The organism is Streptomyces sp. NRRL F-525 (assembly GCF_000716605.1).
In the GTDB taxonomy this organism is placed as follows: Bacteria; Actinomycetota; Actinomycetes; order Streptomycetales; family Streptomycetaceae; genus Streptomyces.
Window position 1 is genome coordinate 1 of sequence record NZ_JNXE01000017.1, and the last position, 22,280, is coordinate 22,280.

21 protein-coding genes and 1 pseudogene are annotated in these 22,280 nt (G+C 70.9%); 9 read left to right on the forward strand and 13 right to left on the reverse strand.

The genetic code is table 11. The features are described 5' to 3' along the window. Positions 1-992: pseudogene (locus OO69_RS48895) on the reverse strand (maltotransferase domain-containing protein); the annotation flags it as partial. Positions 993-1,065: 73 nt separating this feature from the next. Beyond that, positions 1,066-1,368 carry a DUF5133 domain-containing protein gene (locus OO69_RS24250; protein WP_033282867.1) on the reverse strand — a complete coding sequence of 101 codons (303 nt, stop codon included), beginning with the start codon at positions 1,366-1,368 and terminating at the stop codon, positions 1,066-1,068. A 300-nt stretch (positions 1,369-1,668) separates the two neighbouring features. Between OO69_RS24250 and OO69_RS24255 the strand changes: the two genes are divergently transcribed. Continuing rightward, complete coding sequence (locus OO69_RS24255) at positions 1,669-2,172, forward strand: hypothetical protein (protein ID WP_033282868.1); 504 nt, start codon at positions 1,669-1,671, stop codon at positions 2,170-2,172. 23 nt (positions 2,173-2,195) lie between these two features. Then, complete coding sequence (gene glgX, locus OO69_RS24260; protein ID WP_033282869.1) at positions 2,196-4,334, forward strand: glycogen debranching protein GlgX; 2,139 nt, start codon at positions 2,196-2,198, stop codon at positions 4,332-4,334. On the opposite strand, the gene OO69_RS24265 is transcribed toward glgX, so the two are convergent. Continuing rightward, positions 4,312-5,115, reverse strand: coding sequence for a VOC family protein (locus OO69_RS24265; protein WP_033282870.1), 804 nt, complete (start codon positions 5,113-5,115; stop codon positions 4,312-4,314). The two genes, glgX and OO69_RS24265, sit on opposite strands and share 23 nt — an antisense overlap. Before the next feature lie 143 nt (positions 5,116-5,258). Here OO69_RS24265 and OO69_RS24270 point away from each other — a divergent pair, with 143 nt between their 5' ends. From OO69_RS24270 to OO69_RS24285, 4 genes are all read left to right on the forward strand, one after another. Continuing rightward, positions 5,259-5,714 carry a MarR family winged helix-turn-helix transcriptional regulator gene (locus OO69_RS24270; protein WP_033282871.1) on the forward strand — a complete coding sequence of 152 codons (456 nt, stop codon included), beginning with the start codon at positions 5,259-5,261 and terminating at the stop codon, positions 5,712-5,714. Beyond that, positions 5,711-6,607, forward strand: a complete 897-nt coding sequence (locus OO69_RS24275; RefSeq protein WP_033282872.1) for an ATP-binding cassette domain-containing protein — start codon at positions 5,711-5,713, stop codon at positions 6,605-6,607. The genes OO69_RS24270 and OO69_RS24275 overlap by 4 nt, the downstream gene beginning before the upstream one ends. Beyond that, complete coding sequence (locus OO69_RS24280) at positions 6,567-7,427, forward strand: ABC transporter permease (protein WP_033282873.1); 861 nt, start codon at positions 6,567-6,569, stop codon at positions 7,425-7,427. The genes OO69_RS24275 and OO69_RS24280 overlap by 41 nt, the downstream gene beginning before the upstream one ends. A 189-nt stretch (positions 7,428-7,616) precedes the next feature. Beyond that, positions 7,617-8,138 (forward strand): hypothetical protein, encoded by a 522-nt coding sequence (locus tag OO69_RS24285; protein WP_033282874.1) that lies wholly within the window; start codon positions 7,617-7,619, stop codon positions 8,136-8,138. A 46-nt stretch (positions 8,139-8,184) separates the two neighbouring features. Here OO69_RS24285 and hemC read toward each other — a convergent pair whose 3' ends face one another. From hemC to OO69_RS24330, 9 genes are all read right to left on the reverse strand, one after another. Further along, the gene (gene hemC / locus OO69_RS24290) at positions 8,185-9,120 is read right to left on the reverse strand and encodes a hydroxymethylbilane synthase (RefSeq protein WP_033282875.1); all 936 of its coding nucleotides are present in this window, start codon (positions 9,118-9,120) and stop codon (positions 8,185-8,187) included. Between the two features lie 61 nt (positions 9,121-9,181). Then, positions 9,182-10,201 carry a questin oxidase family protein gene (locus OO69_RS24295; protein ID WP_033282876.1) on the reverse strand — a complete coding sequence of 340 codons (1,020 nt, stop codon included), beginning with the start codon at positions 10,199-10,201 and terminating at the stop codon, positions 9,182-9,184. A 205-nt stretch (positions 10,202-10,406) separates the two neighbouring features. Beyond that, positions 10,407-11,969, reverse strand: a complete 1,563-nt coding sequence (locus OO69_RS24300) for an MGH1-like glycoside hydrolase domain-containing protein (RefSeq protein ID WP_033282877.1) — start codon at positions 11,967-11,969, stop codon at positions 10,407-10,409. 77 nt (positions 11,970-12,046) lie between these two features. Next, positions 12,047-12,823, reverse strand: coding sequence for an NPP1 family protein (locus tag OO69_RS24305; RefSeq protein WP_033282878.1), 777 nt, complete (start codon positions 12,821-12,823; stop codon positions 12,047-12,049). A 141-nt stretch (positions 12,824-12,964) separates the two neighbouring features. Beyond that, positions 12,965-13,936: an ATP-dependent DNA ligase gene (locus OO69_RS24310; RefSeq protein ID WP_033283055.1), complete on the reverse strand. Its 972-nt coding sequence runs from the start codon at positions 13,934-13,936 to the stop codon at positions 12,965-12,967. Positions 13,937-14,088: 152 nt separating this feature from the next. Continuing rightward, complete coding sequence (locus OO69_RS24315) at positions 14,089-14,778, reverse strand: response regulator (RefSeq protein ID WP_033282879.1); 690 nt, start codon at positions 14,776-14,778, stop codon at positions 14,089-14,091. Continuing rightward, the gene (locus OO69_RS24320) at positions 14,775-16,199 is read right to left on the reverse strand and encodes a sensor histidine kinase (RefSeq protein ID WP_033282880.1); all 1,425 of its coding nucleotides are present in this window, start codon (positions 16,197-16,199) and stop codon (positions 14,775-14,777) included. The genes OO69_RS24315 and OO69_RS24320 overlap by 4 nt, the downstream gene beginning before the upstream one ends. Before the next feature lie 231 nt (positions 16,200-16,430). After that, the gene (locus OO69_RS24325; protein WP_033282881.1) at positions 16,431-17,075 is read right to left on the reverse strand and encodes a response regulator; all 645 of its coding nucleotides are present in this window, start codon (positions 17,073-17,075) and stop codon (positions 16,431-16,433) included. 22 nt (positions 17,076-17,097) lie between these two features. Further along, the gene (locus OO69_RS24330) at positions 17,098-18,258 is read right to left on the reverse strand and encodes a sensor histidine kinase (RefSeq protein WP_033282882.1); all 1,161 of its coding nucleotides are present in this window, start codon (positions 18,256-18,258) and stop codon (positions 17,098-17,100) included. A 178-nt stretch (positions 18,259-18,436) separates the two neighbouring features. Here OO69_RS24330 and OO69_RS24335 point away from each other — a divergent pair, with 178 nt between their 5' ends. Further along, positions 18,437-18,619 carry a hypothetical protein gene (locus OO69_RS24335; protein ID WP_033282883.1) on the forward strand — a complete coding sequence of 61 codons (183 nt, stop codon included), beginning with the start codon at positions 18,437-18,439 and terminating at the stop codon, positions 18,617-18,619. Positions 18,620-18,834: 215 nt separating this feature from the next. Here the strand turns inward: OO69_RS24335 and OO69_RS24340 are convergent, their stop codons facing one another. Next, on the reverse strand, positions 18,835-19,599 hold the full coding sequence (locus OO69_RS24340; RefSeq protein WP_033282884.1) for an SDR family NAD(P)-dependent oxidoreductase: 765 nt from the start codon (positions 19,597-19,599) through the stop codon (positions 18,835-18,837). A gap of 330 nt (positions 19,600-19,929) precedes the next feature. On the opposite strand from OO69_RS24340, the gene OO69_RS24345 reads away from it, so the two are divergent. Together OO69_RS24345 and OO69_RS24350 are read left to right on the forward strand one after the other, a co-directional pair. Continuing rightward, positions 19,930-20,652 (forward strand): response regulator transcription factor, encoded by a 723-nt coding sequence (locus OO69_RS24345; RefSeq protein WP_033283056.1) that lies wholly within the window; start codon positions 19,930-19,932, stop codon positions 20,650-20,652. Between the two features lie 366 nt (positions 20,653-21,018). Then, positions 21,019-22,260: a cytochrome P450 gene (locus OO69_RS24350; RefSeq protein WP_033282885.1), complete on the forward strand. Its 1,242-nt coding sequence runs from the start codon at positions 21,019-21,021 to the stop codon at positions 22,258-22,260. The last annotated feature ends 20 nt before the right edge of the window (positions 22,261-22,280 follow it).

Below are 22,280 nucleotides of genomic sequence, written 5' to 3' on the forward strand. Positions count from 1 at the left end.
CGGGCGCGTGAACGCCTCGGCCAGGAAGATGATGTCGGGGTCGGTGCCGTTGATCTCCGCGATCACCCGCTCCCAGAACACGACCGGCTTGGTGTGCGGGTTGTCGACGCGGAAGATCCGCACGCCGTGGTCCATCCAGTGCCGTAGTACCCGCACGGTCTCCGCGATGAGCCCGTCCATGTCCCGGTCGAAGGCGATCGGGTAGATGTCCTGGTACTTCTTCGGCGGGTTCTCCGCGTACGCGATCGTCCCGTCGGGGCGGTGGTGGAACACACGACGTCGAAGCCCATCGCCGCGATCCCGTCCAACCGCCGCGCGGCCGAGCGGAACGTGCCGTGCGGGATCTCGACCGTGCCCTCGGAGCGCGGGAAGAACTCGTACCAGGCGCCGTACAACGCCCGTTCCCGCTCGACCACCAGAGACCTCGGCTCGGAGACCGTGACCAACTCCCGCAACGGATACCGCTCCAGCACCCCGTCCACCCCCGGCGTCAACGCGGCCACGAACCGCGTCCCCACCGGCAGCGTGTCGTCGCGGAGCGTCTCCGCGGCGGCCAGCATCGTGGCGCGGGCCGGGCCCTCGGGCACCCCGGTGGCGGCTCGGGCGTACAGCTCCGCGCCCTCCTCCAGCATCAGGCCGATGTCGATGCCGGCCGGGATCTTGATGCGGGCGGCCCGGCGCCAGGTGGCGATGGGGTCGCCCCAGGCCTCCACGACGTAGGACCAACGGCCCGTCGCGTCCGGGGTGACCTCGGCGCCCCAGCGGTCGCTGCCGGGGGCGAGTTCGCGCATCGGGGTCCAGGGGCCGCGGCGGCCGTCCGGGTCGTGGAGCACGACATTGGCGCCGATCGTGTCGTGGCCCTCGCGGAAGACGGTGGCGGTGACCTGGAACGTCTCGCCGACCACCGCCTTCGCCGGGCGGGCGCCGCTGTCCACGGACGGGCGTACGTCACGTACCGGAATGCGGCCGATGGCTGCCGGGGTCGCGTTCATGGGTCTCACCTCCGCCGTGCTCGAGGCCGGGCTGTTCGCCCGGCCGTGGGTCCAAGCTGGGCCGGAAGGGGGACTACCTTCCCACCGGGGAACGCTGATCGACCGCGACGGGCGGCCCGCGGTGCACGACGGCCGCCGTACGGGGGCGGGCGTTCTGCTCCTGCTGGTACGTGCTCCGGCCGCCGCGCAGAAAGCGTTCGGCGGCTTCCGCGGCCTCGCGCGCGCAGCGTTTCCCCATCAGCACGCACAAGGTGTAGCCCGAGTCCTCGAAGGTGGCCCGTACCGTCCGGTCGCCCGGCGACGCGAGCATCACGCGTTCCCACGCCCGATAGCGCCGCAGGTGGCGGGCGACTTCGGCTTTGGCGGGTAGCAGCATGGCGCTGTTCACCTTTCGCCTCGGCGGACCGCGGTTCCCGACCGTCGGGTGGCGGCCGTACCCGGAGCGTCATGGCTCCGTCACGGCAGTCGAGGCTTTCACTCATGGTGCACACCTGATGACCCAGCGTCTTGTTGGTTCTTCAACTACCTCACCCGTCGCTCGTGTTGCACGAATGGCCTAGCGCTCGCACAGTGGAGCTGACTCAGAAGCGATCAGTGCTCACGCTTCGTGTTCGGGGCCGGGCCCCGCAGGGGGCAGAGGCGGAGCGAGAGTTCCGCCGGTGAGGAGCCAACGAAGATGAAGACCGCAGTGCCGTGCTACTACCACCTCGATGTGGACGTCAGTCAGGAACGGGTCGGGCAGGTCAGGCGCATTCTGGCCGCCCACCTCCGGCTGTGGGACCTGGAGATCCTCGTGGAGCCCGTCTGTCGCGGCGCCGAGCTGCTGCTGCGGGCCATCGACGAGCACGCCACGGACAAGCACACGTCCATAGAGCTGTGGTGGAACGGCCAGCACCTGATCACCGCCATCGGCGACAACGACCGCGATCTGCGCCCGGACCAGGACCTGCGCGCCTGCCTCGCCCGCATCGCCGCGATGAGCGACGGCTGGGGCTGCTGCGCCACCGACACCGGGAGCAAGGTCATCTGGTTCTCGCAGCGCGCCCGCAGCGGCGAACGCGTCCCGCGCGTCCCGAGGACGCCCGCGCCGCGGCTGCGGGAGACGCTCCAACTCCCGCGCGAGGTACCGGCCGTCCTGCCGGCCCGCCCGACGCACGGCGTCCTGGAGGACGCCAAGTGACCGCGAGCCCGTCCCGGAAAGGGGTGCCCGTCTGGAACGGGCACCCCTTTCCCTTGGGGGCCGTGTACGACGGGACGGGCACCAACTTCGCCCTGTTCAGCGAGGTCGCCGAACGCGTCGACCTCGTCCTCGTGGACGACGAAGGGCGGCACCGGGACATTCGGCTCACCGAGGCCGACGGCTTCGTGTGGCACTGCTATCTGCCGGGGATCGGGCCGGGTCAGCGCTACGGCTACCGGGTGCACGGTCCGTGGGCTCCGGCCCTCGGGCACCGCTGCAACCCGGCGAAGCTGCTCCTCGATCCGTATGCCCGGGCGGTGGACGGCCAGATCGACAACGACCCCTCGCTGTACGAGCGTTCGGCCGGTCCGGCACCTGGTGACAGCGCCGGGCACGGCATGCTCGGCGTGGTCACCGACCCGGCCTTCGACTGGGGCGACGACCGGCCGCCCCGGCGCTCGTACGCCGACACCGTGATCTACGAGGCCCATGTGAAGGGGCTGACCCGCACCCATCCGGAGGTTCCCGAGGAACTCCGGGGGACGTACGCGGGGCTCGCGCACCCGGCCGTCGTCGAGCACCTCGTCCAACTCGGGGTGACCGCCGTCGAGTTGATGCCGGTGCACCAGTTCGTCCAGGACGGGGTGCTCCAGGACCGGGGGCTGTCCAACTACTGGGGCTACAACACCATCGGCTTCTTCGCGCCGCACAACGCCTACGCCGCCCACCGTGAACGCGGGCGCCAGGTCACCGAGTTCAAGTCGATGGTGAAGGCGCTGCACGCGGCCGGACTCGAAGTCATCCTCGACGTGGTCTACAACCACACGGCCGAGGGCAACGAGAAGGGCCCCACCCTCTCCTTCCGTGGCATCGACAACGCCTCCTACTACCGTCTGGTGGACGGCGATTGGGGCCACTACTACGACACGACGGGCACCGGGAACAGCCTGCTCATGCGGCACCCGTACGTCCTCCAGCTGATCATGGATTCGCTGCGCTACTGGGTCACCGAGATGCACGTCGACGGCTTCCGCTTCGACCTCGCGGCCACACTGGCCCGGCAGTTCCACGAGGTGGACCGGCTGTCGGCGTTCTTCGACCTGATCCAGCAGGACCCGGTGATCAGCCGCGTCAAGCTCATCGCCGAGCCGTGGGACGTGGGCGAAGGTGGTTACCAGGTCGGCAACTTCCCGCCGCTGTGGTCGGAGTGGAACGGCAAGTACCGGGACGCCGTACGGGACTTCTGGCGCGGCGGCGAGCACACGCTCGGCGAGTTCGCGTCCCGGCTCACCGGTTCCTCCGACCTGTACCAGCACAGCCGTAGGCGTCCGCGCGCCAGTGTCAACTTCGTCACCGCGCACGACGGGTTCACCCTGCGCGACCTCGTCTCGTACAACGACAAGCACAACGAGGCCAACGGGGAAGGGAACCGGGACGGTGAGAGCACCAACCGGTCCTGGAACTGCGGTGCCGAGGGGGACACCGGCGATCCCGCCGTGCTGGAGCTGCGTGCCCGTCAGCAGCGCAACTTCCTTGCCACGCTGCTCCTTTCGCAGGGCATCCCGATGCTCGGTCACGGCGACGAGCTGGGGCGCAGCCAGCGCGGCAACAACAACGCCTACTGCCAGGACAACGAAGTCTCCTGGATCGACTGGGAGTTGAGCGCCGAGCAGCGTGAACTCGCTGATTTCACGCGGTATGTGATCGGGCTGCGTGCCGCGCATCCGGTGCTGCGGCGGCGCCGGTTCTTCCGCGGTGAGACCGCCGTGCACGCGGGGCAGCCGTTGCCCGATCTGGTGTGGCTGCTGCCCGACGCCCGTGAGATGGCCGATCTGGACTGGCAGCGCTCCGACGCGCACTGCGTGGGCGTCTTCCTCAACGGTGACGCCATCGCCGAACGCGACCCGCACGGCGGGCCGGTGGTCGACGACTCCTTCCTGCTCCTGCTGAACAGCTACTGGGAGCCCGTCGGATTTCGGCTGCCCGACGTCGCCTACGGCGAGCGCTGGACGACCCTGATCGACACCGCCGAGCCGCAGGGCAGCCCCGACGAGACGGAACACAAGGCCGGCACCGAGATGGCCGTAGAAGCGCGCAGTCTCGTGCTGTTGTCGCGGCCCGCCCGGGAGGAGGGGCGGGTCAGGGGGCGTCGCGGGAGGTGACCGTGAAGCGGGCGCCGTCGGGGTCGCGCAGGACGGCCTCGGTGCGGTTCTCCCGCAGCACGCTCCCGCCGTATGCCTCCGTGACCCGGGCGCAGGACCTGATGTCCGAGACCGCGAAGTGGACCTGCCAGTTGGGTCGGACCGTCGGGTCGGGGGCCGCCTCCAGGGCGCCCGACTCGATGCGGGCCACCACGTTCCCGCCGCTGCGCAGGACGACCTCTTCGCCCTCGTACCGCACATCACAGCTCTGCGGGTCGGCCGAGGCCCAGTCGAGGACCTCGCCGTAGAAGATCGCCGCGTCGAAGGCGTCGCGGGTGCGCAGCCGGACGAAGGCGGGGGCCGAGCGGCGCCAGGTCTCCCAGCCTCGGACGAGGTCGCCCTCCCAGATGCCGAAGGTCGCGCCGTCCCGGTCGCCGAGCAGGGCCGCGCGGCCGGGCGGGAAGGAGAGCGGTCCCACGGCGACCGTGCCGCCACGCTCCCGGACCCGGGCCGCGGCCACGTCCGCGTCGGGCACGGCGAAGTACGGCGTCCACGCCACCGCGACCTGCCACATGGAGGCCACCGCGGCCAGACCGGCCACCGGGATGTCGTTCGCCGTGGCGATCCGGAAGCGGTCGCCGAGGCTGGCCGAGCGCCACTTCCAGCCGAACACGGCCTCGTAGAACGCCTCGGTGTTCTCCACGTCGCGGCTCGTGAGACTCACCCAGCAGGGGGCGCCGAACACCGAACGGGTGGAGACGGAGTCCGGTTCTCCGAGGGACGTATTCCTGTCGTGGCTCATGGCAGTCGCGTTCCGATCTCGTGGACCGGCGGCCACCGGTCTCCACCAGTGTCCAACCGGAACCGGTCCCGCTGCCTCCCGAGCCGGTGTCTTGACCATCCTTTTGGGTTAGTTACCTCTGCTAAAGAGGTAATCTCCCAAGTGTGGAGACGGAGAACTTCCCGGAAGAGCTGGCCGACGCGCTCGTCGGTGTCCAGCGGCTGATCCGCAGGCGGCTGCGCAGCGAGATGACCCTGCCGCGGTTGCGCGGCGCCGAGGTGGAGCTGCTGCGGCTGGTCGAGGTCCGGCCCGGAATCGGCATCTCGGACGCGGCCAAGGAGCTGTTCCTCGCGAGCAACTCGGTGTCGACGCTCGTCAACCAGCTCGCCCGGGACGGCTTCCTGATCCGCGGGACGGACCCCGCCGACCGGCGCGCAGCCCGCCTCCAGCTCACCGAGACGGCCAAGACCCGGCTCAGCGACTGGCACGAACGGCGCGCGGCCCTCGTCCGCGGCCAGGTGGACCGTCTCGACCAGGCGGACCGGGACGCGCTGCGCGCGGCGATCCCGGCCCTGCGCCAGCTGGCCGTCAATCTGCACGAGGAGGCCGAGGAGTCATGACGCCGGACATCGATACCGACACCGACAGCGATACCGGCACCGCCACCACCGCCGGGCGGTCCGCGGCCGTCAGCTGCACCCGGCTCGCCTATTCCTTCGGCGAGACGACCGCGGTGGATGGGCTCGACCTGTCCGTGGGGGAGGGCGAGGTCTTCGGACTGCTCGGCCCCAACGGCGCCGGGAAGACCACGGCGATCCGCTGTATCACCACCCTCCTGCCGGTCCCGGCGGGCATGGTCCACGTCTTCGGCCACGACACGGCCAAGGAACAGATGTCGGTGCGCCGCATGCTCGGCTACGTCCCGCAGCAGCTGTCCGCCGACAGCGGGCTCACCGGGCGTGAGAACGTCGCTCTCTTCGCCCGCGTCTTCGATGTCCCGCGCAGAGAACGCGCCGCCCGCGTTGCCCAGGCACTGCGGGCGGTCGACCTCACCGACGCCGCCGACCGGCTCGCCAACACCTACTCCGGCGGCATGGTCCGGCGCCTCGAACTCGCGCAGGCCCTGGTCAGCGCGCCCCGCCTGCTCATCCTCGACGAGCCCACGATCGGCCTCGACCCGATCGCCCGCACCAGCGTGTGGGAGCACATCAACGCCGTGCGCGAGGCGACCGGCATGACCGTCCTGGTCACCACCCACTACATGGACGAGGCCGACCAGTACTGCGACCGCGTCGGCCTCATGCACCGCGGCCGCATCCGCGCCCTGGGCACCCCGGACCAGCTCCGCGAGGGCCTCGGCGAACGCCGCCGCGCCGACGGAGCGCCCGCCACCGATCCGCTGCCCACTCTCGAGGACGTCTTCCGGGACATAGCCGGCAGCGGTCTCGAAGACCAGTCAGGAGGTTTCCGCGATGTCCGAAGCACCCGCCGCACCGCGAACCGCGTCGGCTGACCCAGCCCGCCAGAACGACCTGAACCTTCTCCTGACCCCGCCCCAACCCCGGGCCGGATGGCGGCTGTTGCCCGCCCGCGTCATCGCGATGTGTGCGGTCGAACTCCAGAAACTCCGCCACGACCGCACCGAGTTGTACACCCGCGCCGTCCAACCCGCCCTGTGGCTGCTGATCTTCGGCCAGACCTTCACCCGCATCAAGGCGATCCCCACCGGCGGCATCCCCTACATCGACTACCTCGCCCCGGGCATCATCGCCCAGTCCGCGATGTTCATCGCCATCTTCTACGGCATCCAGATCATCTGGGAGCGCGACGCGGGCATCCTCAACAAGCTCCTCGTCACCCCGACCCCGCGCTCGGCGCTGATCACCGGAAAGGCCTTCGCGGCCGGGGTGAAGTCGCTGATCCAGGCCGTCGTCGTGGTCGTCATCGCCGCGATCCTCGGCGTCGCGCTGACCTGGAACCCGCTGAAGCTGATCGGCGTCGGCGCGATCGTGATCCTCGGCTCGGCCTTCTTCTCCTGTCTGTCGATGACCATCGCCGGCATCGTGCTCAGCAGGGACCGGCTGATGGGTTTCGGACAGGCGATCACCATGCCGCTGTTCTTCGGCTCCAACGCCCTCTACCCGGTGGCGATCATGCCGGGCTGGCTGCAGGCGGTGAGCAAGGTGAACCCGCTGAGCTACGAAGTGGACGCGCTGCGCGGGCTGCTGCTCGGCACCCCGTCCCATGTGGGCACCGACTTCGCGGTGTTGCTGGTGGCCGCCGCGCTGGGTATCGCGGCCGCTTCCTCCCTGCTCGGACGGCTCGCCCGCTGATCTTGGACGGGACGTGATGTGCGGCACGCTCCCGGCCAGGATTCGACGGCCGGAAAGCGGATTCTTCCTGCGCACGGCTTGATCAGTGATCAAGCGGACGAAAACGCTGGCCACAGCGCATTCTGCTCATTTGACAGTGCGCTGAGCACACAGATAGGAAGCAGCTCTCTGAGGTCGAGAGGGTGCACTGTGTACGAGCCGAACGTGGTCGGGGACTGGCAGGAGTACGACGAACATGCCGGTCTGCGTGTCCGCGTCCACAGCCTGGCCGCCGCCGAGCCGCCACGCGGACGCGACGACGCCGCCGAAGGGCTGACCTACTTCACGCTCCGTGTCACCGTCGAGAACCGCGGCGCGCGGCACTACGGCATCCACCTGGAGGACGGTCAGATCGACGTCAGGGTCGGCCCGGACGGCGAGAGCGCCTTCATCGACTGGCGCAGCTCGCAGTTCATCGAGGGCTTCGACGTCTATCCGCTGCGCCGCGCCACCGCCGTCATCTACGCGGCCGGTGCGGAGGACTCCCTGAAGCAGGTGGACGTCCAGGTCCAGCTGCGGGTGGAGGAGGAGTGGACCGAGCGGCGCCTGTGGGCGGGCGGCATCGGCCTGTGCGAGGCGGCCGTCGCCGCCGGGATCGGGCGGGACGGCCTGGCGCACCAGGTGAGCAAGTTCCTCCGGGACCAGGACCAGGCGGAACCCGGCACCCCCTGAGACTCCGGGGCCACGCCGAGCCCCGGCGCCTTTGTGCGACTCCCGGCTAGTGCGGGATGCCGTCGATGATCTCCCGGGCACCCTGACGCAGCAGCGCCACCGCCACCGACGTGCCCAGCGTCGCCGGGTCGAGGCGGCCCGCCCACTCGTGGGCGTTGAGCCGGGTCTTGCCGTCCGGGGTGAACACGCAGGCGCGCAGCGACAGTTCACCGCTCCGGTCGACCTGCGCGTACCCGGAGATCGGGCTGTTGCAGTGCCCCTGGAGGACGTGCAGGAACATGCGCTCCGCGGTCGCCTCGCGATGCGTCTCCGGGTGACCGAGCCCGCTGACCGTGTCGATGACGTCGGTGTCGCCCTCGCGGCACTGCAGGGCGAGGATGCCCGCGCCGATCGGCGGCATCATCACCTCGGGCGACAGCACCTCGCTGATCACGTCCGTCCGGTCGATGCGCTCCAGGCCCGACATCGCGACCAGCAGCGCGTCGGCCTCACCCGCCGCCAGCTTCTCCAGCCGCCTGTTGACGTTGCCGCGGAACGGCAGGCACTCCAACTCCGGGTGCGTGGCGGCGAGTTGCGCGACCCTGCGGACCGACGAGGTGCCGATCCGGGTGCCCGGCGGCAGCTCGTCGAGGGTGAGCCCGCCCGGGTGGACCAGGGCGTCACGGATGTCGTCCCGCTTCAGGAACGCGGCGAACGTCGTACCGGCCGGCAGCGGACGATCGGCGGGCACGTCCTTCACACAGTGCACCGCTAGATCCGCCACACCGGCGAGCAGCGCGGCGTCCACCTCCTTGGTGAACGCCCCCTTGCCCTCGACCAGGGACAGATCGCCCATCCACTTGTCACCGGTCGTCTTGACCGGCACGACCTCGGTGCGCACCTGCGGATGAAGGACGGCCAACTCGGCGCGCACACGCTCCACTTGGGCCAGCGCCATGGGCGAGTCGCGGGAGACGATACGGATCAGTTCGGGCACGGACATGCGGACACGATAGACCGTCCGGCATGCCCGCGTTGACCGATGGGTACACCTGGCAACAGCTTCAGGCCTGCCCCCGCACAAGGGGCTCACTGATCTCCACGGCCCGCAGAGCGGCGGCGAGAGCCCGCTCGTCCCCGACATCCAGGGCGGTGTCCGTCAACTTGATCACGTGCTCGTCCCCATGTTCCAGGGCCCGCTCCATCACCTCTTCGGCCGTAACCCGCGAGGGCGGAACGTAGGCGATCGCCTCCCTCGGCGCGTACATCGCGGTGACGGCGGCCGACGCCGTCCACGCCGCGTGCAGACTCGGCGCCCACAGCTCGCGGGGCAGCGCGTCCAGGGCGCGCAGCACGGCGTTGGGCGCCGTCGCCGCGTGCACCAGCATGGTCGGCTCGCCGTGCCCGTGAGTCGCGTAACGATGCGTGGCCGCACGCACCAACTCGGCGAGCCGCTCCCGAGCCACGTCCGGATCCCTCACCTCGCCCGCCCAGACGGGCAGTTGACGTACGGCGCCCAGCCGCGCCCGGAATCCGACCACTCCGCCGACGATCGGCGGCACGTCATCGAGTGCACCGGCGGCGGTGGGCCCGGCGGTCAACTCGACGATCCCCGACACGGGTTGATGCCGCGCCGCCCAATACCCCAGCCCGTGGGCGAGTTCGGTGAGCCGGGGTTCGTTCTCCTCCCCGCCGAGGGCCCGTACGGCATGCCCGACGCGGATGACCGGATGGGTGGCGCCCGCGGCGATCCCGGGCAGCAGCCGCGGCCACCACACGGCGAGCACGTCCTGCCAGGGCCGCTCGGCGAGGGCCCGGGAGAAGTAGCCGATCCAGTCGGCGGCCCGGCGCGAATCCCCCAGCGCGGCAGGCCAGTTGGCGTCCGTGACGGCAGCCACCGGCTCGGGGAAGTCCTTCAGCTTGTCCCGGTAGAGATCGAGCCAGCGGTGAACGGCCCCCGCCTGCCCGCGCGCGGCGAGCGCCTCGGCGACCATCGGAGCGTGGTTACTGAGCCACCCGTCGCGCTCGGGCCCGGTGGAGTGCAGTCGCCCGAATGCCTCTTCCAACGTTCCGCTCGTATCCATGCCCAGAACGCTAGGCGCGGGACCACGTCCGCAGAACGGTCCGGAGGAGGAAGAGCCGCCCACCCCCGGACCTAGGCCCACAGACCGAGACGGGCAGGCCCTGGGCAACGCCCTGGTCCTAAGGGGCGCGGGGAACTGCGCGACCAGCCCCCACTGCGCGGCAGCCGAACGACGACACTTCCGGGCCCCGCGGCGCAGCCGCACATCACCCCGCCAGCACGATAGAGATCACGCGATGTCCCCGCCCGTCGGCAGCCACAACGGGTTCACCCGAAACCCCGTCGACCGTGCACGACGTGACCCGACTCCCACCCCCGCTCAGCATCACGTCGAGCGTCATCCCCCGATACGGCAGCCCACGCAGACTCACCGCCCCCCAGTTCGACGGCAGGCACGGGGACAGCCGTAGCGAGTCGTCCGTGAACGTCAGGCCGAACAGGCCGTCGTGGATCAGGCGGAGATACGCCGTCGCCGACCACGTCTGGTCGGGCTGGGACACGAAGTGGTCGGCGTGCCCGCTCGCGCCGCCCTGCCAGCCACCGTCCACCGCGCCGGTCACGGAGTTGTACAGCTCGTAGAAGCCGCCGCTCGCCGTGATCAGATCGGCGAGGGTGTCCACCGCGAGGGCGAACGGCTCGGGGCGACCCGCGTCGGCGGCGGCCTGGCCGTACAGCCCGTGGACCATCGGCCAGACCATCACGTTGTGCCGTCCGGGATGCCGGTCGTCGAAGCGCGGGAAGTGCGGCCAGACGTTGACGATGCCGTACGGCTGCCAGTGCGTGGAGTCGAGGAGCTGGACGGCGCGTTCGGGGTCGGCGACGCCGAGGAGGATCGCGAGGGCCAGGCCAGCGCCCTCCTGCGAGGTGTCGACGTGCCCGGCGCCGGATCCCTCGCCGTGCACCAGATAGGCGTAGGTGCCGGCGTCCGCGCGCCACAGGTGCTTGTCGATCGCCGTGCGCAGGCGCTCCGCGTCCGAGCGGAACGAGGCGGCCTGTACGGGGTGGCCGAGGGCCTCGGACATGGCGGCGAGGGCGAGGTGGGCGCCGTAGTAGAGGGAGTTGGTCGACAGGCACATCAGCTTGTCGGCGTGCGGGTGGTCGAGGACGAAGGAGGAGTGGACGGACGTCGAGGCGGGCGGGCTGGGGTAGCCGGAGATGCCGTCGTTCATGAAGCCGGGGCCTTCGAAGAGGCCGAAGGAGGAGTTGTAGTGCTGGGCGCGGCGGGCCGCGAGGGTGTGCGTGGACGTGTCGTGGGCCCGGGTGAGGAAGTCCCGGTCGCCGGTGACCAGGTAGTGGTGGTGCGCGGCCAGGACCCACACGATCTGGTCCCACCACTGGTTGTCCTGCTGGACCACGAGGCCGTCCCGCGCGTGGTCGACCACGGACCACAGGGTGTTGCGGCCGACGTCGGGCGCCAGCAGGCTCACCCCGCTCCACGCGTTGACGGCCGCGTCCCGGGTCCAGCGCTGCGGCGCGGGATAGCCGCCGCCCGCCCGGACGACGGTGCCGGGCGGGTAGCTGAGCAGGCCGGCCTTGTCGTACACCACGCGGTCGGCGCCGATCGTGTTGGCGCCGGACACGGATCTGAGCGCGGAGGCGTAGACGGTGCCGAGGCGGCGCTGGACGGCCTGGTCGTCGAAGGCGAGGGTGGGCATGGTGTATCCGTTCCCGGGAGCCGGGCCCTGCGCACCCGCCGGGACCGCCGTCGCCCCGGCGATGCCGAGTGCGATCAGGAGAGCCCGCCGTGAGATCCCGCGTTCAGCTGCCACGTTCCGTCCTCTCGGGCTCCCGGGGTCGAGGTGACTCCGGGAACCCTGAGAACGATGGTCCCCCCTGAAGGGTTGAGTCAGGCGTTGGGGTCGAACGTGATTCCGGAGGGCTCGGCCGATGTGAGGTGGGCCGCGAAGTTCGCGTCCTTGAGCCCGAAGTTGGCGCTGCCGAAGTCGTAGGCGCTCAACTTGTCGCGCAGGCCCGCCGGGTAGCCGTTCCAGCCGACGAGCGGCGGGTACTGCCAGGTGTGCTTGTCGTTCTCCGGCGGCTCGTCGTTCGCGTTCGCGAGCCGGAAGTCGTGCGTGCCGATGCCGTCCTTGTGGTAGACGATCTTGGCGTGCGTGCCGTCGAAGCGGACGTCGGAGGCCGCGTGCACGGTGAACGAACCGTGGTTGGACGTCGACACGTACTGGATCGTGCCGTTCTGGACCCACACCACGACGTGTTCCCAGTCGTTGCGGTGCCCGCCGATGCTGGAGTTGGCGACGGCCTGGTCCTTCTCGAAGTACAGGCCGTACATGTACGCGCACCAGCCGTTGTTGCACTTGTAGCGCGAGTAGCTGTTGGTGTTGTCGAGGTCCGAGGCGTCGTGGCACTCGCCGCTGAGCGAACCCGTCGGGTTCAGGCCGCCGTTGATCGTCCCGTCCGGGCCGATCGCGGGCGTCGGGTAGCAGCCGTCCGTGTCGTAGTCGAAGGCGGGCAGATACGTCTGCTCGGCGGCTTCGGCGTTCGCGGGCAGCGCGGTGGGCGGGGCGGCGAAGGCGGCGCTGGGGAAGGCGATGACCAGGGCGGCGGCACCGCCGAGACCGGCGAACCACCTGGTGCGGCGGGTTCGGGACTTCTGGGACGACACTGCGTCCTCCTCTCGGGCGCAGCCCGACGGCTGTGGCGGGGGGGAAAGGGCTTTCATGATCCCGACTTTCCATGTACGCGCCAAGGGGTCGGAGTGTCACTCCGGTAACGGCCCGCCCAATACTTGATCTACGCAACTTCCTCAACTGTCCGGAATATCCTCGGACATGGCGTCTGGTACGTCCGCCGCCGACTCCTCCGGCGCGAGGTCCGGGCGCAGCCGCAGCCAGGACGGCTGGCGCAGCATCCCGGCCCGGGTGCGGGTGCTGTACCGGACCTCGCCGACGAGCCGAGGCACCACCCAGCGGGCGTTGGCCACCGGCGGTACGGGGTCGAAGGGGGATGTGTCGGTCCCGGCCGCCTGCAGGAGTACGGCGAGTTCGGCGCGCTCGGTCTCGCTCCAGCCGGTGCCGACATTGCCGACGTACCGCAGCCGGCCGTTCGCGCGCTGCCCCACCAGCACCGCGCCGGGCAGACCCGTCAGGCGCCCCTTGCCGGGCACCCAGCCGCCGACGAGTACGTCCTCGCTGCGCAGGTTGCGGATCTTGATCCAGGTGCGGGAACGGACCCCGGGTTCGTACACCGAGTTCAGCCGCTTGCAGACGAGGCCTTCCAGCCCGTGGTCGCGGGTCGCTTGCAGCGCCTCGGCGCCATGTCCGGTGAGGGCGGCGGGAGTTGACCAGTACGGGCCGTTGAGGTCGAGCTGTTCGAGGGTGGTGCGGCGGTGGACGTAGGGGAGGGCGAGGAGTGGCTGTCCGAGGTGGGGGATGTCGAACAGCACGAGGTGGACGGGTGTTTCGGCGGCTCGGCGCGCCGCCTGCGCGGGGGATCCGGCCAGGCCCATCCGGCCCTGCAGCAACTGGAAGTCGGCGCGGCCCTGTTCGTCCAGGGCCAGGATCTCGCCGTCGAGGATCGCCGGGGTGCTGCCCAACTCCCGGGCGAGGGGGAGCAGTTCGGGGTAGGCGGCGGTGATGTCCTCGCCGGAGCGGGCGCGTAGGAGGACGCTGCCGTCGCCGGGGAGGTGGACGAGGACGCGCTGGCCGTCCTGTTTGGTCTCGTAGGCCCAGTGGGGGTCCTGGGTGGTGGGTGGGAGGGTGCCGGGGGTGGCGAGCATGGGGGAGATGTGAGGGAGCACTGGTGGTGGAGGAGACGGTGGGGTCACGGCAGAGGTGTCGACGGGAGTGGGGGGTGGCACGCGTGTTTTGCGGTGGGTTCGCCTGAACGGGGTGGTTCGTGAGGCTGGTGGACGAGTCTGCGGGGACCGCGTCAGAACTCCGGCACCGGTGGAGGCGGTGCCTGCACCAGCCCCGACTGGTAGGCCATCACGACGAGTTGGGCGCGGTCGCGGGCGTCGAGCTTGGCCATGGCGCGGTGCACATGCGTGCGTACCGTCAGCGGACTGACGTACAGCTTCTCGGCGATCTCGTCGTTGGAGTGGCCTTCGGCGGCCATGGCCATGATCTCGCGCTCGCGGGCGGTGAGGGCGTCGAGTTGGCCGGGTACGGCCAGCCGGGCGCCCTGTGCGGGAGTGGCCAGGAAGCGGGCGATCAGGGTGCGGGTGGCGAGCGGGGAGAGGAGCGACTCGCCGGACGCGACCGTGCGGATGCCCGACAGCAGGGCGTCGGCGGTGACGTCCTTGCCGAGGAAACCGCTGGCGCCCGCCCGGAGGGCCTGTGCCACGTACTCGTCGACCTCGAAGGTGGTGAGGATGAGGACGCGGGTGTCGGACAGCGCCGGGTCGGCGCAGATCGCGGTCGTGGCGGTCAGACCGTCGGTGCCGGGCATGCGGATGTCCATCAGGACGAGGTCGGGGCGGTGTTCACCGGCCAGCAGGATCGCCTCGGCGCCGTCGGCCGCCTCGGCGACCACCTCCATGTCCTCGCAGGTGTCGATCAGGATCCGGAAGGTGGCCCGCAGAAGGGCCTGGTCGTCGGCGAGCAGCACGCGGATGGTCATGGGGTTCTCTCTGCTGATTCCGGGACGCTGGGATACAGCGGCAGTTCGGTGGTGACTTCGAAACCACCCTCGACCCGGTGCCCGGCCTGGAGGACACCGCCGACGGACCGGGCACGCTCGCGCATGCCGATGAGTCCGAAGCCGTGGGCGGCGATCTCGGCAGGGTGCTCGGCCTGGAGGGTGTTGTCGACGGACCGGACGCGCCCGCGTATCCCGTTGAGTCCGAAGCCGTGGGCGGGAGCCGGCGCCGTGGCCGTCACCGCGTTCGCCCCGTCGCCGCTCCCACCCCGGCGCCCCGCCCGGAGGCCGCCGCCGACCAACCGCACGCGCTCGCGCATCCCGGTCAGCCCGAACCCCTGGCCCGGTGCCGGCCCGGCAGTACCCCCCGCGCCCACCCCGTCATCAGTCACCGTGACGGTCAACCGGTCGTAGGAGTACCGCAACCGGACCCGTGCCGACCGGCTCGTGGTGTGCTTGCTGACGTTGGTGAGGGCCTCCTGCACGATCCGGTAGGCCGTCAGGTCCACCCCGGGGGACAGCGGGCGCGGTTCGCCCTCCGTCGTCACGGTCACCGTGAGCCCCGCGGACCCGAACGCCCCGGTCAGTTCGGCGAGTTGGGTCAGGCCCGGGCTCGGGGTCAGAGGGGCGCCGGGGTCGTCGGGCTGGCGTAGCAGACCCACCGTGCCCTTCATCTCGCGCAGCGCGGAGGACGTCGTACCGGCGAGTTCCGTCAGGATCTTCCGCACGTGCTCGGGGTGCGTGCCGGCCAAGTGCGCCGCGGTACCGGCCTGCGCGTGGGCCAGCGCCAGATGGTGGGCGACGACATCGTGCAACTCCCTTGCTATACGCATCCGTTCCTCCGCCACCCGGTGCCGCGCCTCCTCCTCCCGGCTGCGCTCCGCGTACTCGGCCCGCGCCTGCACCGCCTCCAGGTACGCCTCCCGCAGCCGGACCGCGTTCCCGGCGACGACCGGCAACAGCAGCCACGCGGCCGGGCCGACGGTCCTGAACGGCCAGGGGTGGTGGACCGGGTCGACCACCGTGGCCGTGGTCACCACCAGCGTGGCCGAGGCGAGGAAGCAACGGCGGGCCGTGGTGCGGCCGGTGAGAACGGCCAGCCGGTACAGCGCCAGCATCAGCGGGCCCAGGATCAGCGGGGTGAGCAGGTGGCCCAGCGCACTCGCCCCGGCAGCCGCCGACGCCGTGACCGCGACGACGGTACGAGGACGGCCGCGCTGCCAGAGCAGGGCCGCGCACGAGACCGCGGCGAGCGTGATCGTGGGGCCCACCGCGTCCGGCCGGGGACCGCCGGGGGCGCCCAGCTCGCTGCCGAAGAGGAACATGGCGAACAGCAGCACGGCCGACATGGTGTCGACGGTGCGGACGTGCTCGTCCGCGTAACGCTGCAGGCTGTCGTTCATGGGTGTCTCCGGTGGGGCTCCTGGGGCGAGGGGCAGGAGGGCGGTCACGGGGCGGAGTGCCTGGTCCGCATCCGCTGCCCGGGGACCGGCCCACACTCCCAGCCGGACCCCCGTCCCGTCGTCGTACGGCTGCCGACAATCACCGCTCCTCACACCGCAGTCCGCCGGTACTGAGAACGCCGTACGCGCCGCCGCCCGTGTCATCCGCGAGCACGACCGGCGGCGCGCGCGTCACACGTTCTGCAGATACGCCAGCACCGCCAGCACCCGGCGGTGCCCGCTGTCGCTCGGCGGCAGGCTCAGCTTGAGGAACACGTTGCCGATGTGCTTGCTGACCGCGCGTTCCGTGACGACCAGGGTCTTCGCGATCGTCGTGTTGTCGTGGCCCTCCGCCATCAGCTTGAGCACCTCGCGCTCGCGCGGGGTGAGTGAGTCCAGCGGGGAATTGCGGCGCCGGGTGAGCAGCTCGGTCACCACCTCGGGGTCCAGCGCCGTACCCCCTGCTGCCACCCGGTCCAGCGCGTCGAGGAACTCGTCCACGCGGCCGATCCGGTCCTTGAGCAGGTAGCCGATTCCGCTCGCACCGATGCCCAACAGCTCGGCGGCGTACGACTCCTCGACGTACTGCGACAGCACCAGCACCGGCAGCCCCGGGATCTTCTCCCGGGCCTCCAGCGCGGCCCGCAGCCCCTCGTCACGGAAGCCCGGCGGCATCCGCACATCGAGCACGGCCACGTCCGGCCGGTGTTCGAGCAGTGCGGGCAGCACCTCGGGCCCGCTCCCGGCGACGGCCACGACCTCGTGCCCCGCCGAGGTCAGCAACAGGACCAGGCCCTCCCTGAGCAGGGCGTTGTCCTCGGCGATCACGACCCTCACGACAGCTCCGCCTCAACTACGCTCACCAGACGCACGGCAGCTCCACTTCGATCACGGTAGGTCCCCCCACGGGGCTGGTCACGGTCACGCTGCCGTCGAGCGCGGCGACCCGGCGCTGCATACCCAGCAGCCCCGAACCCCCTGCCTCGTCGGCTCCACCCCGGCCCTCGTCGCGCACCCGGACGAGCAGTCCGGTGCGGGCGCGGGCGAGACGGACGTCGGCGCGGTCGGCGCCGCTGTACTTGGCCGCGTTGGTCAGCGACTCGGCGATCACGAAGTACGCGGCCGCCTCCACCGCCGCCGGGGCCCGCGGCCCGTCGTGTCCGTCGGTCAGCCCGTCCACGGTCACGGTGACGGTGAGCGCGCTGCTGGCGGCGAGCGCGCGCACCGCGCCGACCAGGCCGCGGTCGGTGAGGATCGGCGGATGGATCGCGCGCACCACGTGCCGCAGATCCGTCAGCGCCTCCTCGGCCAGCGTCTGCGCGTCGTCGAGCATCTTGCGCGCCGCCGCCGGGTCCTGGTCGTAGGCCCGCTTGGCGAGCCCGATCCGCATGGAGAGCGAGACCAGCCTCGCCTGGGTGCCGTCGTGCAGATCGCGTTCGATCCGCCGCAGCTCGGCGCCGTGCGCGGCGATCGCGCCCGCCCGGGTCTGCACCAACTCCTCGACCCGTACGGCCAGTTGGGCCTTGGGTGAGGGCTTCAGCAGGACGGTGGACCAGTGCGCGTCGAGATCCGCGAGCCGGCTGATCAGCGGCAGGACGACGGCCTTGCGGCGCAACAGCCCGCACCACACTCCGTCGACGACCAGACCCAGCGGCCACAGCGGCAGCATCAGCACGGGCAGCGTGCCGTAGGCGTAGTAGGCGACCATCCAGCGGAAGTCGGTCAGCGTGCTCGGGTCGCGGACCGCCGTGCGCACCCGCTCCCGCACGGTGCCGGTGAGCGGCTGGTACGCCTCGGGGATCTTCCGGCCCGTCCACCTGCCCGCCTGATGCCGCTTGGCCCCCGCGATCCGCCGTATCAGCAGCACTGTCTCCGGGAGCATGAACGCGCCGACCACCGCGGCCGTGGCGATCGCGGTGATCAGGAGCACGGTGACGAATATGTACGACCCGAAGGCCATCGCGGCGGAGAGGACCAGCTGGAGGGTGGCTCGGGCGGCCTGCCGCACGGTAGCGCGCATGGAGATCAGGTTAGGCGCATCGGCCCGGGCACGCGGGAGCCGACGACCCGGCACGGGTGTAGCCCGCTCCACCGCGGGTCCGGGAGATCGCTCCCTCGTGGCGTCGGGCGAACGACGGAATCGTAGAGGCAACACGTCAGCCAAGATCCAAGTCTTCTCGATCCGGAGGAAACCACCCATGACGCCGCTGCTCGCGTCGAGACCCGTGCTGTGGTTCCTGTTCCTGTTCAACCTGCTCGTCGCCACGGCCGCGCCCTTCGTCACCCACGGCGCGCAGGCCGTGCTGACCGCCGTGGGCATGGGCGCCGTCGCGCTGGGCGCGGGCGTCAGCCTGTACCGGACCCGCAGGCGAGTGACCTGACGGTCGCCCGAACAGGTCGGCGGCACAGGGGAGTTGATCCTCATCGAGGCGGAGCGGCGGTTCGCCGGGCTCAGTGTCCACGCTGTCTCCAACTGCCGCAGGAGCACCGGCCTCGATTAGATCCCGTTCAAACACGACGGTCCCGTCTACGGCTTCCACGAACTGCCCGCCGAATGGCGGCCGTTGGGCCCCCGTGACCTGTCCCGGTGCGCCCGTCATACGGCGCTCCAGCCGTCGTCGACGGGCAGCACGGCGCCGTTGATGTGCCGGGCGGCGTCGGAGGCGAGGAAGACGAGCGCGGCCGCCTGCTCCTCCGGGAAGGCGATCCGGTCGGAGGCCACGAGCCCGGGGCCGATCACCCCGGGGCCGTGGGCCCGCGCGTCGACGTCGTAGGTGATGCCCGTCGCGGTGGCCCCGGGGGCGATCGCGTTGGCGCGGATACCCTGGCCCCGGTACATCACGGCGAGGGACTTCACCAGGCCCACGACGCCGTGCTTGGCGGCGGTGCAGGCGGCGCCCGCCGCGCTTCCGCGCAGACCGGCCTCGGCAGCGGTGAAGACGATCGCGCCGCGCCCGGCGGCCAGCATGTGCGGCAGCGCGGCCCGGGTGAGCAGGAAGGGCGCTGTCAGATTGACGCGCAGGACCCGCTCCCACTCGGCGTCGCCGGTGTCCGCGAGGGCCGACATCCGGTCCATGATGCCGGCGTTGTTGATCAGCACGTCCAGGCCGCCGAACGCGTCGACGGTGGTGGCGACGACCTCGTCCACCACCGCCTGTTCGCTCAGGTCGCCGACGACACGCACGGCGGAACCGCCGTCGTGCTCGATCTCCTTGACCGTCCGCTCGGCGCCCGCCCGGTCGAGGTCCGCCACCACGACCTCGGCACCGGCGAGCGCGAACTGCAGAGCGGCGGCTCGCCCGATCCCGGACCCCGCCCCGGTGACGACGACACTGCGTCCTTCAAGACCGATGCCGTGCATGGCGTACTCCTTGGTTCCGCGGGTCCGCCGCGGTCGTCCCGAGGTGGGGGAGACGGTTTGTCCCCGGACCCGGCGCCGATCCGGGGGAGTGGCGGCGGCCGGGTCCGGGACAGCGCCGACCCCCGTCCCCACGGGTTCGGCGCGGGGGCCGCCTTCCGCTCAAGGCGGCCCCGGCTCTGGTGAGCGAGGGCTCAGCTGTGCTCCTGACTCCTGGTGGCCCACCGCTGCGGCGGGCTTCCTTGAGTTAGGCAAGCGTATCTGACTTACTTGAGTCAAGCAATCGAATGTACATTGCTTGAGTCAGGCAAGCAGGACGGTAGGGTGATGCCCATGTCCACGTACGACAGCATCAGTGAGACACGATCACTCGCCCGCGGTGGCGGGCAGCATCTGCTCGTCGCCGTGGACGAGCCGGACAACGCCGAACTCCTCTCCACGACACTGGGGTTGGCGGGCTACCGGATCAGGACGGCCGGCAACGGCACCGAGGTGGTCTCCCGGCTCGCGGAGCAGCGGTTCGAACTGGTCGTCATCGACGCGGAGTTGCCCGAGATGGACGCCCTCGCGCAGGGCCGCCGCCTCGTCACGCACCGCCCGCCCGTCCTCCTGCTCACCGGCTGGGACGCCCTCGACAAGCTGCTGCCCGAACTGGGCGCGGGGGAGCGGGACTACGTCACCAAGCCCTTCCGGATCGCCGAAGTGCTCGCCCGTATCCAGGTGTTACTGCGCGGCCGGGGTGGCGGACGCGACGGCGCGCTGCACTACGCCGACCTCGTCCTGGACGACACCACCTGCCAGGCGCGGCGCGGACGGCGCACCCTCGACCTCACGCCCGCGGAGTACCGGCTGCTGCGCCACCTCCTCGTCAACGCGCACAAGGTGCTGTCCAAGGAGCAGATCAGCCGGTACGTCTGGGGCGACTTCCGCGGCGGCAACGCGATGGAGCAGCTCGTCTCCCGCCTCCGCCGCAAGGTGGACCAGGAAGGCCCGGCGCTCATCCATACGCGCCGGGGTTTCGGCTACTGGCTCGGACGGGCGGCCGGTGAAGGGTGAGCGCGTGAGTGCTCCGCCGGAGAGTTGCAAGGGATGTGCGGAGCAAATATGGACACCCCGTGAAGTGGGGTGCGGGGCGGTGTCACGGTGACGTGGTGCCGCCCTTTTCTTGTTGCGTCGGCGAGTCGGTGGCGTCACGCACACGTCGGTCAACTCGCCTGTAATTCATCTGAGTTGACCCTCCCTGACATCTCTGTCCGGTTCATGGCAACAGTGTCGACGTGTGATCTGGGCCACGTCAGGTTGTTGTCAGGGAACTGACCGGAAGGCGTCAGCCCGCTCTGTTTGCATGTGCTCATCGAGGCCTCGATCCCAGTACCCCGGCGCTCCGCCCCCACGTGGAGCCCCCCACCACCGAGGAGAGACATGGCCGACACCCTGACCGACACCGCGCCCGACACGGCAGCGGCGGTCCCCGAATACCCGATGCAGCGGGACGCGCGCTGCCCCCTCGCCCCGCCGCCCGCCGTGCACGGTCTGCGCGACGGGAAACCGATCAGCCGCGTCCGCATCTGGAACGGCACCACGCCCTGGCTGATCACCCGCCACGCCGACCAGCGCGCCCTGCTCACCGACCCCCGCGTCAGCGACGACGACCTGGAATCGGGCTTCCCCTACGTCAACGCGCACCGCGCCGAGATCGCCCCGCACACCCCGCGGATGATCACCAACACCGACGCGCCCGAGCACACCCGGCTGCGCCGGACGGTCAACGCCCCGTTCGTCGTCAAGCGGATCGAGGCCATGCGGGCACCTATTCAGAAGATCGTCGACGAGCTGATCGACGGCATGCTGGCCGGCCCCAACCCGGCCGACCTGCTCACCGCGCTCGCCCTGCCCGTCCCCTCGCTGGTCATCGCCGAACTGCTCGGAGTGCCGTACGAGGACCACGACTTCTTCCAGCGCAACAGCAGCATCGCCCTCGACAGCGCCGCGTCGCCCGAGGAGGCGCGGGCGGCGAGCGGCGCGCTGGCCGCCTATCTGGACAAGCTCATCGGGCTGCGGCTGGAGCACCCGGCCGAGGGCGTGCTGTCCGAGATGGCCGGGCGCGTCAACAACGGTGAGATGACCCGCACCGAGGCCGTCCACATGGGCGTCGCCATGCTCATCGCCGGGCACGAGACCACCGCCACGATGATCAGCCTCGGCACGCTCGCCCTGCTCCAGAACCCCGGCCAACTCGCCCTGGTGCGCGACACGGACGACCCGAAGGTCATCGCCGGCGCGGTCGACGAACTCCTCCGCTACCTCACCATCGTGCAGACCGGCGTCCGCCGCGTCGCCAAGGAGGACATCGAGATCGGCGGCGTCACCATCCGTGCCGGCGAGGGCATGATCTTCGACCTGCACGCCGCGAACTGGGACCCCGAGGCCTTCCCCGAGGCCGACCGCCTCGACATCACCCGCTCCGCCCGCCAGCACCAGGGCTTCGGCTACGGCCCCCACCAGTGCCTCGGCCAGAACCTCGCCCGCCTCGAACTCCAGGTCGTCTACGGCACCCTCTACCGCCGCATCCCGACCCTCCGACTGGCCGCCCCCATCGAGCAGTTGGCCTTCGACCGCACCGGCACCACCTACGGCGTGGCCTGCCTGCCCGTCGCCTGGTGACACCCCCCTCACGAACGAAC

What these genes read in the sequence shown, in the direction of transcription:
- OO69_RS24250 (WP_033282867.1), bottom strand. Translation starts at nt 1,368, where the DNA reads ATGCTGCTACCCGCCAAAGCCGAAGTCGCCCGCCACCTGCGGCGCTAT.
- OO69_RS24255 (WP_033282868.1), top strand. Translation starts at nt 1,669, where the DNA reads ATGAAGACCGCAGTGCCGTGCTACTACCACCTCGATGTGGACGTCAGT.
- OO69_RS24265 (WP_033282870.1), bottom strand. Translation starts at nt 5,115, where the DNA reads ATGAGCCACGACAGGAATACGTCCCTCGGAGAACCGGACTCCGTCTCC.
- OO69_RS24275 (WP_033282872.1), top strand. Translation starts at nt 5,711, where the DNA reads ATGACGCCGGACATCGATACCGACACCGACAGCGATACCGGCACCGCC.
- OO69_RS24280 (WP_033282873.1), top strand. Translation starts at nt 6,567, where the DNA reads ATGTCCGAAGCACCCGCCGCACCGCGAACCGCGTCGGCTGACCCAGCC.
- hemC (WP_033282875.1), bottom strand. Translation starts at nt 9,120, where the DNA reads ATGTCCGTGCCCGAACTGATCCGTATCGTCTCCCGCGACTCGCCCATG.
- OO69_RS24295 (WP_033282876.1), bottom strand. Translation starts at nt 10,201, where the DNA reads ATGGATACGAGCGGAACGTTGGAAGAGGCATTCGGGCGACTGCACTCC.
- OO69_RS24310 (WP_033283055.1), bottom strand. Translation starts at nt 13,936, where the DNA reads ATGCTCGCCACCCCCGGCACCCTCCCACCCACCACCCAGGACCCCCAC.
- OO69_RS24315 (WP_033282879.1), bottom strand. Translation starts at nt 14,778, where the DNA reads ATGACCATCCGCGTGCTGCTCGCCGACGACCAGGCCCTTCTGCGGGCC.
- OO69_RS24320 (WP_033282880.1), bottom strand. Translation starts at nt 16,199, where the DNA reads ATGAACGACAGCCTGCAGCGTTACGCGGACGAGCACGTCCGCACCGTC.
- OO69_RS24330 (WP_033282882.1), bottom strand. Translation starts at nt 18,258, where the DNA reads ATGCGCGCTACCGTGCGGCAGGCCGCCCGAGCCACCCTCCAGCTGGTC.
- OO69_RS24335 (WP_033282883.1), top strand. Translation starts at nt 18,437, where the DNA reads ATGACGCCGCTGCTCGCGTCGAGACCCGTGCTGTGGTTCCTGTTCCTG.
- OO69_RS24340 (WP_033282884.1), bottom strand. Translation starts at nt 19,599, where the DNA reads ATGCACGGCATCGGTCTTGAAGGACGCAGTGTCGTCGTCACCGGGGCG.
- OO69_RS24345 (WP_033283056.1), top strand. Translation starts at nt 19,930, where the DNA reads ATGTCCACGTACGACAGCATCAGTGAGACACGATCACTCGCCCGCGGT.
- OO69_RS24350 (WP_033282885.1), top strand. Translation starts at nt 21,019, where the DNA reads ATGGCCGACACCCTGACCGACACCGCGCCCGACACGGCAGCGGCGGTC.